The sequence below is a fragment of the Arthrobacter sp. 05N429 genome, assembly GCF_056397045.1.
Window position 1 is genome coordinate 329,287 of the sequence record NZ_JBFTMQ010000003.1, and the last position, 15,338, is coordinate 344,624.

Genomic DNA, 15,338 nt, shown 5'->3' on the forward strand with positions numbered 1-15,338 from the left:
ATGCCAGAAACTCGCATGCCCCGACGGGAATATAACGTGGCCTGCAACGCCGATGCATCCGCGGCGGATGCTGCGGATGCTGCGGATGCATCGGGGCGTGGCGTGGCTTAGGCCAGGATGTCGGCCAGGAAAGCTGCCGTGTGGCTTTCCGTGGACTTGGCCACCTGTTCCGGAGTTCCCGAGGCGACAATGCGGCCGCCGCCGGAACCGCCATCGGGGCCAAGGTCGACGATCCAGTCGGCGCTCTTGATGACATCGAGGTTGTGCTCGATGGTGATGACCGTGTTGCCCTTGTCGACGAGGCCCTGGAGCACCAGCAGCAGCTTCCGGATGTCCTCGAAGTGGAGACCCGTGGTGGGCTCGTCCAGGACGTAGATGCTGCGCCCGTTGGAGCGCTTCTGCAGCTCCGCCGCGAGCTTGACGCGCTGGGCCTCGCCGCCGGAAAGCGTGGTGGCGGGCTGGCCCAGCCGGACGTAGCCGAGTCCGACGTCGACGAGGGTGCTGAGGTGCCGGGCGATCGGCGAGTAGGCCGCGAAGAACTCGGCGCCTTCCTCGATCGGCATGTTCAGGACATCGGCGATCGTTTTGCCCTTGTAGTGGACTTCCAGCGTTTCGCGGTTGTACCGGGCGCCATGGCACACCTCGCAGGGCACGTAGACGTCCGGCAGGAAGTTCATCTCGATCTTCAGGGTGCCGTCGCCGGAACACGCCTCGCAGCGGCCGCCCTTGACGTTGAAGGAGAACCGGCCCGGCAGGTAACCGCGGACCTTGGCCTCGGTGGTGTCGGCGAAGAGTTTGCGGATGTTGTCAAAGACGCCGGTGTAGGTGGCCGGGTTGGACCGCGGTGTGCGGCCGATGGGGCTTTGGTCGACATGGACCACCTTGTCGAGGTGTTCGAGGCCCTGGATGGACTTGTGCCGTCCGGCCACCTGCTTGGCGCCGTTGAGCTTGTTCGCCAGGACCTTGTAAAGGATCTCGTTGACCAGGGTGGACTTGCCTGAGCCGCTGACGCCGGTGACGGCGGTGAAGAGTCCCAGCGGGAACGTGGCATCCACGTTCAGAAGATTGTGCTCCTTGGCTCCGACCACCTTGAGCTCGCGCTTTTTGTCGTATTTGCGCCGCTTCTTCGGGATCTCGATCCGCTTCCGGCCGGACAGGTAGTCTCCAGTGAGCGACTCGGTGTTCTCGAGCAGCTCCTTGTACGAGCCGGAGTGCACCACCATGCCGCCGTGTTCGCCGGCGCCCGGTCCGATGTCCACCACCCAGTCGGCCTCGTGGATGGTGTCCTCGTCGTGTTCCACCACGATCAGGGTGTTCCCGAGGTCGCGCAGCCGGGTGAGGGTCTCGATGAGGCGGCGGTTGTCGCGCTGGTGCAGGCCGATGGACGGCTCATCCAGGACGTAGAGCACACCCACGAGGCCGGAGCCGATCTGGGTGGCCAGCCGGATGCGCTGGGCTTCGCCGCCGGACAGTGTTCCGGAAGGCCGTTCCAGGTTCAGGTACTCCAGGCCGACGTCGAGCAGGAAGGTCAGGCGGGCCTGGATCTCCTTGAGGACCTGGTGGGCGATCTGGGCCTCGCGGCCGGTGAGCACCAGGTTGTCCAGGAAGTGGGCGCATTCGCGCATCGGCAGGGCGGCGACCTCGGCGATCGACTTGGAATTGATCAGCACCGAGAGCGATGCCGGGTTCAGGCGGGCGCCATTGCAGGCCGGGCACGGGATCTGCCGCATGTACTCCTCGTAGCGGTCCCGGGCCTTGTCCGAGTCCGTTTCAAGGTGCTTGCGGTGGACATACTGGATGACACCCTCGAAGCCCGTGCTGTATTTGCGTTCCCGGCCGAAGCGGTTGCGGTACTGCACCACAACCTTGTGGTCCTTGCCGTGCAGCACGGTCTGGCGGATGTCCTCGGAGAGTTTCTCCCAGGGGGTCTTCATCGAGAACCCGAGTTCCTTGGCGAGGCCGCCGAGGAGGCGGTTCCAGTACTCCGTGGTCGCGGTGCCAAGCGACCAGGGCGCTATGGCGCCGTCCGCGAGGGACAGTTCCCCGTTCGGGATGATGAGTTCTTCATCAACTTCCAGTTTGGTGCCGATGCCGCTGCAGGCGGAGCAGGCACCGAAGGGGTTGTTGAAGGAGAACGAGCGCGGTTCAATCTCGTCGATCGCGAGCGGGTGCTCGTTGGGGCAGGCCAGATGCTCGGAAAAGGCCCTGATCCGTTCGGGGTGGTCCTCTTCGAGGTCGACGAACTCGGCCAGAATCCGCCCCTCGGCCAGGCCGAGGGCGGTTTCCACCGAGTCGGTGAGGCGCTGGCTGATGCCGTCCTTGACCACTAGGCGGTCCACGACCACTTCGATGGTGTGTTTGAACTGCTTGCCGAGCTTGGGCGGATCGCTGAGCTGGATCAGTTTGTCGTCGACCCGCGCCCGGGAGTAGCCCTTGGCGGTGAGTTCCTTGAACAGTTCGACGAATTCGCCCTTGCGGCCGCGGACAACGGGGGCCAGGACCTGGAAGCGGGTGCCGTCCGGCAGTTCCAGCAGCTGGTCGACGATCTGCTGCGGGGTCTGCTTCGTGACGGGCTCGCCGCAGACGGGGCAGTGCGGGCGCCCCACGCGGGCCCACAGGAGGCGCATGTAGTCGTAGATCTCGGTGATGGTGCCCACGGTGGAGCGCGGGTTCTTGCTCGTCGATTTCTGGTCGATGGACACCGCGGGCGAGAGCCCTTCGATGAAGTCGACGTCGGGCTTGTCCACCTGGCCCAGGAACTGCCGGGCGTAGGCGGAAAGCGATTCAACGTAGCGGCGCTGGCCCTCGGCGAAGATCGTGTCGAACGCAAGGGAAGACTTGCCCGAGCCCGAGAGACCGGTAAACACGATCATTGAATCGCGCGGCAAATCGAGGTCCACGTTGCGCAGGTTGTGCTCCCGCGCGCCCTTGACGACGAGCCGGGACATGTCCGGTCGTGTCACTGCTGGGCGGGTCTCGACGGCGCGTCCCGGCTTTGGGGAGTCCTTGGGAACGGCACTCTCCGGGACTGCGGCGGGCTGGGTATCAACGGCTGGATCTTCAGCTACGGCTTTAGGCACGCTACCAATGCTAATCGAAAACTTCTTCGAATATCCATTCTCGGCCGTGTCCCGCGCCGGGGACTGCCGGCCGGTGTGTTACCGGCCGGCTACTCGCGGTCGTAGGCGGCGGCGAGCAGCTGCACGGCCTCGGCGAAGCTGGCGCCCTGGGCTTTGGCCGAGGCGGCGAATTCGGCGGCGGCGGCGGAGAGCGAGCTCCAGGCCTCGTCCCGGGCGCACACCACCGTCCCGTTCCGGCCGCGGGTTACCACGACGCCGGCGGCCTCCAGTTCCTTGTAGGCCCGCGCCACAGTGTGCGGAGCGACGGCCAGCTCGCCGGCGAGGCTCCGGACTGCGGGGAGCTTCGTTCCGGGCGCCAGGGTCCCGTTGTCGGCCCGTTCAATGATGTTGAGCCGGAGCTGTTCAAACAGTGGGACGGTGCTGCCCGGATTGGGCCGCCATGTGCCGGGGAAGGGTGTCACTGATGTTGCTGATGTGTCACTGGTCGTCACTGTCCGGGCTCCTGGGCACTCTTGCGCTGTTCGCGGCGGGCGAACTGCGCCTCGTACAATTCCACGTAGAGCCCGCACTTGGCCATCAATTGCTGATGGGTCCCCTGTTCAACGATCCGTCCTTGGTCCATGACCAGAATTAGATCAGCGTCCCGCACGGTGGACAAGCGGTGGGCAATGACGAAGCTGGTGCGGCCGCGCCGGAGCCGTTGCATCGCCTGCCGGATCTGCAGTTCGGTGCGGCTGTCGACGGAGCTGGTGGCTTCATCGAGGATCAGGATGCTGCGCCCGGCCAGGTGCGCCCTGGCGATGGAAATGAGCTGGCGCTGGCCGCGGCTCAGCGAGTCGCCGTCGTTGCCGAGCATGGTGGCGTAGCCGCCGGGCAGGGACCGGACGAACTGGTCCACATGGCTGGCCTGCGCCGCGGCAACAATATCCGCTTCGCTAGCGCCGGGGCGGCCGTACTCAATGTTGTCCCGGATGCTGCCGGTGAACAGCCAGGCGTCCTGCAGGACCGTTCCGAACCTGGCCCGCAATTCATCCCGGGACAGTTCAGCGATGTCCGTGCCGTCGGCGGTGATCCGGCCGGAATCCAGTTCGTAGAAGCGCATCAGGAGGTTCACCACGGTGGTCTTGCCGGCCCCGGTGTGGCCCACGATGGCCACGGTCTGCCCGGGTTCGACGGTGAAGGACAAATCCCGGACCACCGGCGAGCCGGGACTGTAGCCGAAGGTGACATGTTCAAAGGCGACCCGGCCGGAGACCTGGCCGGCGGTGCCGGCCGGGTCCGCCACGGACGGCGGTGCGCCTGAGCCAGCGCCGGTGACGCCGGGCTCCGCCGGGATCTCCGGCGCGTCAAGGAGTTCGAAGACCCGCCCGGCCGAAACGAGGCAGGACTGCATCAGGGTGAGCATGCCGCCAATCTGCCCCATCGGCTGGCTGAAGAGCCGGGTGAACTGGATGAAGGCCTGGAGGCCTCCGATGGTCATGGCGCCGGCCAGGACCTGGAGCGCGCCGACGACGGCAACGGCGATGTAGTTGAGGTTGGACACAAAGACCATCAGGGGCTGAACTACGCCGGAAACGTACTGGGCGCGGGCGCTGGCCCGGCACAGCTTGTCGTTGCCTTCCTTGAAACTGGCAGCGGCGGCATCCTGCCGCCCGAAGGCCTTGAGGACCTCGTGGCCGGTGAAGAATTCTTCCAGCTGGGCGTGCAGTTCGCCCGTGCTTCCCCACTGCTCGGTGAAATGGGCCTGGGACTTCCTGGCCACGAGGACGGTGATGAGCATGGACACCGGTACGGAGACCAGCGCAACCAGGGCCAGAACCGGGGAGAGCCACAGCATCATGGCCAACGCCCCGGAGAGCATCAGCAGCGACATGATCAGCTGGTTGAGGAGCTGGTTCAGGGCCTGGGCGATGTTGTCGACGTCGTTGGTGGCGCGGCTCAGCACGTCCCCGCGGTGCTGCTCATCAAAATGGCTGGAGGGCAGCACCTGCAGTTTGGCCTCCACCGAGGCCCGGAGCCCGTAGCCGAGGCGCTGGACGGCGACGGCTGTCAGGGTGCCCTGGATCCAGCTGAAGACGGAGGCCCCCAGGTACATAACGGACACCCCCGCCAGCAGTGCGGCGAGCATTTCCTCATTGAAGGATCCCCCGACCACACCCGCAACCACGACGTCGGTGGCGTCACCCAGGACTTTCGGCGCCGCCACGTTGAGTACCACGAACGCGCACGTGGCGGCGATGACTCCCACCATCCGCCACTTGGACGGCCGCAGCAGCCCGAGCAGCCGCCCGGCGGTCCGCCAGCGGAACAGGCTGCCCTTCGGAGCCTCCTCCTGGGCCATCACCGGGAGGGACTGGCTGCGGCCGCCGGACGGGGTGTCCACCAGGGGCTGGTCTTTGGCGTCGCGGACGGCAGGGGCATCGGTGCCGGCGTCGAGCGCCTGTTCCGGGGTCACAGGGTTTCCTCCAGCACCAGCTGGGAGGCGGCGATTTCCCGGTAGCTCGCCGAGGATTCCATCAGCTGGTGATGTGTTCCCTGCGCCACCAGCCGGCCGTCCTCAAGGACCAGGATCAGGCCCGCGTCCACGATCGTCGCCACCCGTTCGGCGACAACCAGGACGGTGGCCGTTCGCAGCAGCGGCGCCATGGCCTCGCGGAGCCGGTAGTCGGTGCCGTAGTCCAGTGCCGAGAAGCTGTCGTCGAACAAGTACACGGGAGCCTCCCGGAGCAGGGCGCGTGCGATGCACAGGCGCTGCCGCTGCCCGCCCGAGAAATTCGTGCCGCCCTGGCTCACCGGCGCCTCCAGTCCCAGCGGCAGCTTCCGCACAAACTCCTCCGCCTGCGCGCTGCCCAGCACACGCCACAGGTCCTCATCCGTCGCCGACGGGGCGGCCATCCGCAGGTTCCCGGCAAGCGTCCCGGAGAACAGATAGGAATGCTGGGGTACGACGGCGATCAGGCTCCGCAAAGTGTCCAGCGGCAGGCTCCGCACATCGCAGCCGCCGATGCTGATCTTCCCGCCGGTAGCGGCGAGGAACCTGGGCAACAGGTTTAGGAGGGTGCTTTTGCCACTGCCGGTGGCGCCGATGACGGCTGTCACGGTCCCGGGAACGGCCGTGAAGCTGACCCCGTCCAGGACCGGAGCCTCGGCGCCGGGATATGCGAAGGAGACGTTCCGGAACTGCACTGCGTGGCCCTCGGGTGTGGCGCCGCCCGCGCCGTCCGTGATCGCCGGCGCCGTGTCGAGGACCGCCTGGATCCGCTCCGCGCAGGCTGCCGCCCGCGGGGCTGTCATAAAGACGTACATGGCCATCATGATCGCGATCAGGATCTGCAGGATATAGGCGATGAACGCCGTCAAGGCGCCCAGCCGCATCTCGCCTGCCTGGATCCGGTGTCCGCCGAACCAGACCACACCGACAGAGGACAGATTGACCACCAGCATGATCAGCGGCATCATTCCGGCGACCAGCAGTGCGGACCGCAGGTTGTTCTTCGTCAGGTCCTTGTTGAGCGAGTCGAAGCGCCGGATTTCGTACCTCTGGCGGACAAAGCCGCGGATGACATTGGCGCCGATGATCTGCTCACGCAGCATCCGGCTGGTCCGGTCGATGAGTTCCTGGCCCTGCCGGTAGAGAGGCACGAGCCGCCGGACGATCAGGATCATGATGACAGCGAGCACCGGGATCACAGCGACCACGATTCCGGACAAGGCGATGTCCTGGTGCAGGGCCAACACGATCCCGCCGATAAAGATCGCCGGCGCGGCGACCAGCATCGTGAACACGAGGACCACGAGGTTCTGGATCTGCGCGACATCGTTGGTGGCCCGCGTCACCAGGCTGGCAGCGCCGAACGCCGCGACTTCCTGGGAGGACATGGCCTGCACCTTGGCGAACAGCTCTGCGCGAAGTTCCCGGCCCAGCTCCATGGCCGCGACGGCGCCCAGATAACCGGCGGCGATGGCCGCGACCACCTGCACCAGGGCGATCGCGGCCATCCAGGACCCCAGCCGCAGGATCGCCGGGACGTCCCCGCCGACGATGCCGTCATCGATGATGGCCGCGTTCAGGGTGGGAAGGAGGAGGCTGGCAGTGGTCTGCACCAGCTGCAGGAGCACGATGGCGAGCACGGTCCCTTTGTGGGCGGCTAACAGCCGGCCCATCAGGCCAATAAGCACCGATCCTCCATCGCTAATTCAGGGCATGGATTCAGCTTCGCGACTGCAGCGGCCCCCACGCTGCCCCGACATTGTAAGCACGATCACACAGTGCTCTGTTGTCACACGTCGGCCGGCCGCTGGAACCGGTCCGGAAGGAGCGGCCGCGGGTCATTCCCGCTTGCGGGCAACGGCGAAGATCCGGCGGAACGGGAACACGGTGCCGTGCGGGCCGGCCGGGTATGCCAGGGCCAGCTGCGCCGAGTATTCGGCTTCGAAATCGCGGGCGTCCGGGGCGGACAGGGCGGCCAGCACCGGCCGGAGTCCGGTGCCGCGCACCCACTCCAGCACGGGATTTTCGCCGCGGAGCTGCTGGTAGTAAGTGGTCTCCCACACGTCCGCGTCGCAGCCGGCGTCGAGCATGATCTTCAAATACTCATCCGGTTCGCCCACGACGTCGTCGTGGCGCAGCACACCGGCGAGCCGGCCCGCCCACTCCGCGGACTCCGCCAGTCCGCGCATCAGTGCGTGCGAGGGTGCGTTGAAGTTGCCGGGGACCTGCAACGCGAACCAGGCGCCGGGCTTGAGCGCCGCGAGCCAGCGGGCCAGCAGGTCCCGGTGGCCGGGCACCCATTGCAGGGCGGCGTTGGTGACGACGACGTCGGTCCCGGCAGAGGGCATCCAGCCGGCGATGTCCGCCAGGCCGAAGGAAAGGTGGGGCAGCCGGTGGGTGTGCACCGCAGATCGGGCCAGCATTTCCGCGGACGAGTCCAGGCCGGTGACTTCAGCCGCAGGCCAGCGCTCGGCCAGGGTGGCGGTCAGGTTCCCGGGACCGCAGCCGAGGTCGACCACTTGGCGGGGTTCGTCCGCATGGATCCGGGCCGTCAGGTCGAAGTACGGCCGGTCCCGGTAGTCCCCGAACTGCACATACTTGGCGGGATCCCATTTCACGGTGTTTCCTCCAGTTCCCGCTCCTCCAGCCACCGGCAAAGGACGCGACCTCCGAAGCCTATCCCCGGCCGGGACGGCGGCCAAGGAGGCGCGCGCCCGGGGCCGGGCGGCGGCCACTAAGCTGGGGAGCGATGAAACTTGTTGATCAGCTCCCCGCCCCGGCCGCCCGGGTCCCAGGCCGGACAGGCCTCGACCCGGACGAGCTCTACACCCGCTTCGTCGAGTGGACGGAAACCCGCGGGCTGGCCCTGTACACCGCCCAGGACGAGGCCATCATGGAGCTCGCCTCCGGCGCCAACGTCATCCTGGCAACCCCCACCGGCTCCGGTAAATCCCTCGTTGCCATCGCCGTCCACTTCCAGGCCATGGCCCGCGGACAGCGCAGCTACTACACCGCCCCGATCAAGGCCCTCGTCTCGGAGAAATTCTTCGCCCTGTGCGAGATCTTCGGCGCGGAGAACGTCGGAATGATCACCGGCGACTCAGGTGTCAACCAGGACGCCCCGATCATCTGCTGCACCGCGGAGATCCTGGCCAATATCGCGCTCCGCGAAGGCGCCGCCGCCGAGCTCGGCGCCGTCATCATGGACGAATTCCACTTCTACTCCGACCCGCAGCGCGGCTGGGCCTGGCAGGTACCGCTCCTGGAGCTCCCCCAGGCACAGTTCCTGCTGATGTCCGCAACGCTCGGCGACGTCAGCCGCTTCGAAGCCGGCATCACTGAACTGACCGGCCGCCCGACGACGACCGTCAGTTCGGTGGAGCGGCCCATCCCGCTGCACTACTACTACGAGCAGACGCCCGTCCACGAGACACTCGAAGAGCTCCTCGCGACCAGGCAGGTTCCCGTGTACGTCGTGCACTTCAGCCAGGTGGAGGCGATCGACCGGGCCCAGAACCTGATGAGCATCAACGTCTGCACCCGCGAGGAGAAGGACAAGATCGCGGAGCTGATCGCCGGATTCCGCTTCGCCGCGGGTTTCGGCAAGACCCTGAACCGGCTGGTCCGGCACGGCATCGGCGTGCACCACGCCGGCATGCTGCCCAAGTACCGCCGGCTGGTGGAACAGCTCGCCCAGGCGGGGCTGCTCAAGGTCATCTGCGGGACGGACACGCTCGGCGTGGGCATCAACGTCCCCATCCGCACCGTGCTGCTCACCGCGCTGAGCAAGTACGACGGCGTCCGCACCCGGCTCCTGAACTCCCGCGAATTCCACCAGATCGCCGGCCGCGCCGGACGGGCCGGCTACGACACCGCCGGGACCGTTGTGGTGCAGGCCCCGGAGCACGTCACGGAGAACGTCAAGGCGATGGCCAAGGCCACAGCGAAGTTCGGCGACGACCAGAAAAAGCTCCGCCAGGTGGTCAAGAAGAAGCCGCCGGAGGGCTTCGTGTCCTGGGGCGAACCGACCTACTCACGCCTCGTGGAGTCCGTGCCGGATCCCCTGACCTCAAGCTTCACCGTGACCCACGCGATGTTGATGAACCTGATGGAACGGCCGGGAGATCCGTTCAAGGCCGCCCGCCGCCTGCTCACCGAGAACCACGAGCCGCGCTCGTCCCAGCTGCAGCTCATGAAGAAGGCCCTCGGGATCTACCGCGAACTGCTGGCCGCCGGCGTCGTGGAACGCATCCCGCCTGAGGAGCAGGGCGCGGACGGCCGCACGGTCCGCCTGACCGTCCATCTGCAGGCCAACTTCGCCTTGAACCAGCCGCTGTCCCCCTTCGCCCTGGCGGCGCTGGAACTGCTGGATCCGGAGTCGCCGTCGTACGCCCTGGACGTCGTGTCCGTGATCGAGTCGACGCTGGAGAAGCCCCGGCAGATCCTGTCCGCGCAGCTGAAGAAGGCGCGCGGCGAGGCGGTCGCCGCGATGAAGGCGGACGGCATCGACTACGACCAGCGCATGGCCATGCTGGACGAGGTCACCTACCCGCAGCCGCTCGCGGAGCTCCTCGGCGAGGCCTTCGATGTCTACCGCCGGGCCGCCCCGTGGATCGGTGATTTTGAGCTTGCGCCCAAGTCGGTGGTCCGGGACATGTACGAGCGGGCGATGAACTTCGGCGAGTTCGTCCAGTTCTACGGACTGGCCCGGTCCGAGGGCATTGTGCTGCGCTATCTCGCCGACGGCTTCAAGGCCCTGCGGCAGACCGTCCCGCAGGACGCCCTCCGCGAAGACCTGGAAGACCTCATCGCGTGGCTCGGCGAACTGGTCCGCCAGGTCGACTCCAGCCTGCTGGATGAGTGGGAGGAGCTCACCTCCGGCAAGGCGCCGACGCCGCACGATGCTCCCCCGCCGCCGCCGCCGTCGCTGACCTCCAACGTCCGGGCGTTCCGGGTCATGGTCCGCAACGAGATGTTCCGCCGGGTGGAGCTCTTCGCGGACGAGGACGCGACTGCCCTCGCCGAGCTCGACGCCGGTTCCGGCTGGGATGCCGAGCGCTGGGAAGACGTGCTGGATGACTACTTCGACGAACACGACGACATCGGCACCGGCCCCGACGCCCGCGGCCCCGGCCTGCTGATGATCACCGAGGAACCCGGGACGTGGAAGGTGCGGCAGATCTTCGAGGACCCGGCCGGGAACCACGACTGGGGCATTTCCGCGGAGGTTGACCTCGCGGCATCCGACGAGACCGGCACCGCCGTCGTGCGTGTCACGGATGTGAACCGGCTCTAGGCGGTCCGGCACGTGGGGCGGGCCATTTCAGCCCCGGACAACTTGTAAACTCGAACAATGAGTGTAATCCGGCCCGCGACGGCGAATGATGTCCCCGCAATCCTGCAGATGATCCATGACCTGGCCATCTACGAGAAGGAGCCGGACGCCGTCCGGAACACTCCGGAGATGCTGAGCGAGGTCCTCTTCGGCGAGAACCCGCGCGTGTTCGCCGCCATGGCCGAGAACGAGGACGGTGATGTCCGGGGGTTCGCCCTCTGGTTCCTGAACTACTCCACGTGGGAAGGCGTCCACGGCATCTACCTGGAGGACCTTTACGTGCGGCCCGAGGACCGCGGCGAGGGCCACGGCAAAGCACTCCTGCAGCATCTGGCCGCGACCGCGGTGGACCGCGGCTACGCACGCGTCGAATGGAGCGTCCTGGACTGGAACGAACCCTCCATCAATTTCTACAAGAAACTCGGCGCCAGCCCGATGGAGGAATGGTCCACGTTCCGCCTTACCGGCGAGGCGTTGGAAGCCTTTGGGGCCAGCAAGGCCGAAGCCCGTGGCTGACCTGCCTGCGCCCTTGCCCGCGGCCGACCTGCCCCTGACCGGATCCGGTGCCGCGGACCTGCTCGAGGCGGCGCGGCCGCCGGTCCCCCACACCATCAAGGCACGGCACGAATACCGCGGGATGCGCACCGCGGAGCACTACTTCGAAGTGCCGCTGGACCATTTCGGCGGCGACACGCCGGCCGGTGAGACCATCACCGTCTTTGCCCGCGAATACGTCTCCACGGACCACACCGAGGAGGAGGCCGCCCGGCTCCCGTGGCTGCTCTACCTCCAGGGCGGCCCTGGCGGCCGCGGCAACCGCTGGCCGTCCCTTGGCGGCTGGAGCAAGGCCGCCGCCAAGGACTTCCGCATCCTGATGCTGGACCAGCGCGGGACCGGCCTGTCCTCCGCGATCGACCGCAACACCCTGCCGCTGCGCGGGAACGACGCCGACCAGGCGGACTACCTGGCGCACTTCCGGGCGGATTCGATCGTCGCCGATGCGGAGTCCATCCGGCTGGCCCTGGGGTCCGGGCCGTGGACCATCTACGGCCAGAGCTACGGCGGCTTCTGCGCCCTCAGCTACCTCTCCTTCGCCCCGGAGGGCCTTCGCGAAGCCCTGATCACCGGAGGGCTCGGCCCCCTTGCGGGCCCCGCAGACCGGGTCTACCGGGCCACCTTTCAGCGGGTGGCAGCCCGCAACGCCGAGTATTTCGGACGGTATCCCGAGGACCGTGCGGCGGTCACCCGGATCGCCCGGCACCTCCGCGACACTGAGGAATTCCTGCCCGACGGCGGACGCCTCACCGTGGAGCGCTTCCAGATGGTGGGTTCCTTCCTGGGCGGCAACACCCGGGTGGATGCGCTGCACCACCTGCTGGAGGACGCCTTCGTCGGCACGCCCGGCGGCGACCGCCTCTCGGACGCCTTCCTCGAACAGGTCCGCGGGCTCGTGTCCCGGTCGGCCAACCCGCTGTACGCGCTGATGCACGAATCGATCTACGGCCAGGGCGAGTCCACCGACTGGGCCGCCTGGCGGGTCCTGCAGGACTTCCCGGAGTTTTCCCCGGAGGCCCCCGAGCCGCTGCTCACCGGCGAGATGGTCTACCCCTGGTACTTCGAGCAGGATCCCGCCCTCCGGCCGCTGCAAGAAGTTGCCAGGCTGCTCGCCGAAAAGGACGACTGGCCGCCGCTGTACGATCCCGAACAGCTCGCACTCAACACCGTTCCGGTGGCCGCAGCCGTGTACAGCGATGACATCTACGTGGACCGCGACCTCTCGCTGGAGACGGCCGCGGCCGTCCGCGGCCTGCAGGTCTGGGAGTCGGCGGACTTCCACCATGACGGCATCGCGGATGACGGCGAGGGCATCTTCGCCCGGTTGCTCGGCTTGACCCGGTCCGTCCGGGCCTAGGCGGAGTCCGAACCTGAGCGGCCACCGGCCCTCCGGCCGTTAGGCTGCCATTTGGAGCCGGCGGCCCCCGGCCGCCGCGCGCAGGACGGCCACAAACACCGCCGCGGCGACTGCGGCGGCCGCCAGGTTGAGGCCCTGATAGCCGACGCCGCTCATCACCAGTCCGGAGAACCCTGCCCCGACCGCGCCGGCGACCCCCATCATGGTGTCTGAGACGCCCTGGACCAGGACGCGGTCATCGGCGCCGACGCTCTCGGCGAGCAGGGTGGAACCGGCGATGGTGGCAGCGGACCAGCCCAGTCCGAGCAGCACCAGCCCCACCGTCACCAGGGCCGGCTCGCCCTGGCCGACGCCGGCCACCAGGACGGACAGCAGGATCAGCCCGTGGCCCAGCAGGATAACCGGGAGCCGGCCCGTCTTGTCCGTCAGCCAGCCCATGACCGGTGAGAGCGCGTACATCCCGGCGATATGCAGCGAAATGGTGAATCCGATCAGGACCAGGACGTCGGTGCTGGCGGCGTGGGCGTGGCCGGAGGGCATGTTGGCCAGAGGCCCCTCGGTCAGCAGCTGCAGGTGGAGGGGCGTCATCGACATCACGGCCGCCATGCAGCCGTGGGCGGCAATCACGGCGAGGAGGGCGAGGCGGGCCCGCGGGGCGGCCTGGATGGCGCGCATCCCGTGACGGAGGCCGTGCCGCCGTCGGGCTCCGGAAGTGCCTTTGGCAGCGCCGCTGGCCGCGGCGTTGGCGGCCGCGGTTCCGGTTGTTCCCGTTGTTCCGGCTGCGCGGGGTTGCCCGGCGGAGCGGAGCCGGGCGGCGAGCAGCAGCGGATCCGGCCGCAGGCCGGCGATCAGCAGCAGTGCGGCCAGCGCCAGACCAACCGACGAGAATACAAAGGGACCGGCCAGGGCCGGCAGGCCGAGGGCTTCCCCGACCAGTGCGCCGGGGCGGATGAGGTTGGGACCGGCGACGGCGCCGACGGTCACCGCCCACACCACGATCGCCAGGGAACGGCCGCGGTGTTCAGGTTCGGCGAGGTCGACGGCGGCGAACCGCGCCTGCAGGTTGGCGGCCGTGCCGAGCCCCAGCAAGGCCGCGGCCAGCAGCAGCACCGGGAAGCTGCCGGTCACCGTGGATACGATCACCAGCAGTGCGCCGGCCATGGCTGCGAGCAGACCCGTGACCAGGGAAGCCCGCCGGCCGCGGCGTCCGGCCAGTCCCGCGAGCGGAAGGGCGGACGCCGCGGCGCCGAGGGTCATGGTGGTGGTGACGGAGCCCGCCCAGGCGTTGGAGCCGGAGAGCTGGACGGCCAGCAGCGATCCGACGGACAGGCTGGCGCCGTTGCCGATTCCGCTGAGCAGCTGTGCGGAGCTCAGCACCCAAACGGTACGGCGCTGGACCCGTTGCGGGTCCAGCGCCGTACCGTTCACAGCTGTTGTGTCAAAGATTTTCACGGTCCGAGCTTAGCCGAACTGGAAGACCTACTCTGCGTCGCTCAGGCTCTTGCGGGAGTCCTCTTCGAGGCGGTCGTCGATCTTCGTCTGCGTGGCCTTGGAGCTGATCAGGCTGGCGATCACGGCGATGATGATGGTGCCGATGATCACCCCGAGGGAGACAAAGGTGGGGATCTCGGGGGCCCATTCGATGTGCTGGCCGCCGTTGATGAAGGGCAGCTCGTTGACGTGCATGGCGTGCAGGACCAGCTTCACGCCGATGAACGCGAGGATCACCGAGAGCGCGTGCTTGAGGTAGATCAGGCGTGTCATCAGGCCGCCGAGGAGGAAGTACAGCTGCCGCAGGCCCATCAGCGCGAAGATGTTGGCGGTGAAGACGATGAACGCGCTCTGTGTCAGGCCGAAGATCGCCGGGATGGAGTCCACCGCGAAGAGCAGGTCCGTCAGGCCGATGGTCACGAAGACGATCAGCATGGGCGTGAAGACCTTCTTGCCGTCCACCACGGTGCGGAGCTTGCCGCCGTCGTACTTTTCCGACATCGGCAGGACCTTGCGGATCCGGGCGATGAGCGGGTTTTCCTTGTCTTCTTCCTCGTGGCCGTCGTCCTGGGCCTGCTTCCACGCGGTCCACAGCAGGAAGGCACCGAAGATGTAGAAGACCCAGCTGAACTGTTCGATCACAATGGCACCGAGCAGGATGAAGATGCCGCGGAGGATCAGCGCGATGATGATGCCGACCATCAGCACTTCCTGCTGGTACTTACGGGGTACCGAGAAGCGGGCCATGATGATGATGAAGACAAAGAGGTTGTCGATGCTGAGGCTGTATTCCGTCACCCAGCCGGCAAGGAACTGCCCGCCGTACTCGGGGCCGGTGAAGGCGAACATGGCGCCGGCGAAGACCAAGGCGAGGGCAATGTAGAAGGACACCCACAGGCCGGCCTCCTTCATGGAGGGTTCGTGCGGGCGCTTGAGGACCAGCAGCAGGTCGATGGCCAGGATGATGCCGAGGACGACAAAGGAGCCGATCTCAAACCAGACGGGAAGTTCGGGCACGAAGATACCTTT

Annotated in this window: 10 protein-coding genes; 3 read left to right on the forward strand and 7 right to left on the reverse strand. The window is 67.4% G+C overall.

Annotated elements, in window-relative coordinates; translation table 11 throughout:
* Window positions 1-107 precede the first annotated feature (107 nt).
* The 5 genes from uvrA to AC1DF4_RS08500 form a co-directional block, all read right to left on the reverse strand.
* Window positions 108-2,948, reverse strand: a complete 2,841-nt coding sequence (gene uvrA, locus AC1DF4_RS08480; RefSeq protein ID WP_476912534.1) for an excinuclease ABC subunit UvrA — start codon at window positions 2,946-2,948, stop codon at window positions 108-110.
* Between the two features lie 221 nt (window positions 2,949-3,169).
* Window positions 3,170-3,571 carry a GntR family transcriptional regulator gene (locus tag AC1DF4_RS08485; RefSeq protein WP_476912447.1) on the reverse strand — a complete coding sequence of 134 codons (402 nt, stop codon included), beginning with the start codon at window positions 3,569-3,571 and terminating at the stop codon, window positions 3,170-3,172.
* Window positions 3,568-5,421, reverse strand: coding sequence for an ABC transporter ATP-binding protein (locus AC1DF4_RS08490; RefSeq protein ID WP_476912535.1), 1,854 nt, complete (start codon window positions 5,419-5,421; stop codon window positions 3,568-3,570). The genes AC1DF4_RS08485 and AC1DF4_RS08490 overlap by 4 nt, the downstream gene beginning before the upstream one ends.
* Window positions 5,422-5,531: 110 nt before the next feature.
* Window positions 5,532-7,244: an ABC transporter ATP-binding protein gene (locus tag AC1DF4_RS08495; RefSeq protein WP_476912536.1), complete on the reverse strand. Its 1,713-nt coding sequence runs from the start codon at window positions 7,242-7,244 to the stop codon at window positions 5,532-5,534.
* Window positions 7,245-7,409: 165 nt separating this feature from the next.
* Window positions 7,410-8,189 carry a trans-aconitate 2-methyltransferase gene (locus AC1DF4_RS08500; RefSeq protein WP_476912448.1) on the reverse strand — a complete coding sequence of 260 codons (780 nt, stop codon included), beginning with the start codon at window positions 8,187-8,189 and terminating at the stop codon, window positions 7,410-7,412.
* A gap of 131 nt (window positions 8,190-8,320) precedes the next feature.
* On the opposite strand from AC1DF4_RS08500, the gene AC1DF4_RS08505 reads away from it, so the two are divergent.
* From AC1DF4_RS08505 to AC1DF4_RS08515, 3 genes are all read left to right on the forward strand, one after another.
* Window positions 8,321-10,867 carry a DEAD/DEAH box helicase gene (locus AC1DF4_RS08505; protein WP_476912449.1) on the forward strand — a complete coding sequence of 849 codons (2,547 nt, stop codon included), beginning with the start codon at window positions 8,321-8,323 and terminating at the stop codon, window positions 10,865-10,867.
* A gap of 57 nt (window positions 10,868-10,924) precedes the next feature.
* A complete protein-coding gene (locus tag AC1DF4_RS08510; RefSeq protein WP_476912450.1) occupies window positions 10,925-11,422 on the forward strand; it encodes an N-acetyltransferase family protein in 498 nt (165 codons plus the stop codon).
* A gap of 121 nt (window positions 11,423-11,543) precedes the next feature.
* Complete coding sequence (locus tag AC1DF4_RS08515; RefSeq protein WP_476912537.1) at window positions 11,544-12,818, forward strand: alpha/beta fold hydrolase; 1,275 nt, start codon at window positions 11,544-11,546, stop codon at window positions 12,816-12,818.
* Between the two features lie 39 nt (window positions 12,819-12,857).
* On the opposite strand, the gene AC1DF4_RS08520 is transcribed toward AC1DF4_RS08515, so the two are convergent.
* Both AC1DF4_RS08520 and AC1DF4_RS08525 read right to left on the reverse strand, forming a co-directional pair.
* Complete coding sequence (locus AC1DF4_RS08520; RefSeq protein ID WP_476912451.1) at window positions 12,858-14,270, reverse strand: MFS transporter; 1,413 nt, start codon at window positions 14,268-14,270, stop codon at window positions 12,858-12,860.
* A gap of 27 nt (window positions 14,271-14,297) precedes the next feature.
* Window positions 14,298-15,326, reverse strand: coding sequence for a TerC family protein (locus AC1DF4_RS08525; protein ID WP_476912452.1), 1,029 nt, complete (start codon window positions 15,324-15,326; stop codon window positions 14,298-14,300).
* Window positions 15,327-15,338: the final 12 nt, after the last annotated feature.

Excerpts from the sequence above, each read along its gene's own strand:
- uvrA (WP_476912534.1), bottom strand. The coding sequence starts at position 2,948 with ATGTCCCGGCTCGTCGTCAAGGGCGCGCGGGAGCACAACCTGCGCAAC.
- AC1DF4_RS08490 (WP_476912535.1), bottom strand. The coding sequence starts at position 5,421 with ATGGCCCAGGAGGAGGCTCCGAAGGGCAGCCTGTTCCGCTGGCGGACC.
- AC1DF4_RS08495 (WP_476912536.1), bottom strand. The coding sequence starts at position 7,244 with ATGGGCCGGCTGTTAGCCGCCCACAAAGGGACCGTGCTCGCCATCGTG.
- AC1DF4_RS08505 (WP_476912449.1), top strand. The coding sequence starts at position 8,321 with ATGAAACTTGTTGATCAGCTCCCCGCCCCGGCCGCCCGGGTCCCAGGC.
- AC1DF4_RS08510 (WP_476912450.1), top strand. The coding sequence starts at position 10,925 with ATGAGTGTAATCCGGCCCGCGACGGCGAATGATGTCCCCGCAATCCTG.
- AC1DF4_RS08515 (WP_476912537.1), top strand. The coding sequence starts at position 11,544 with ATGCGCACCGCGGAGCACTACTTCGAAGTGCCGCTGGACCATTTCGGC.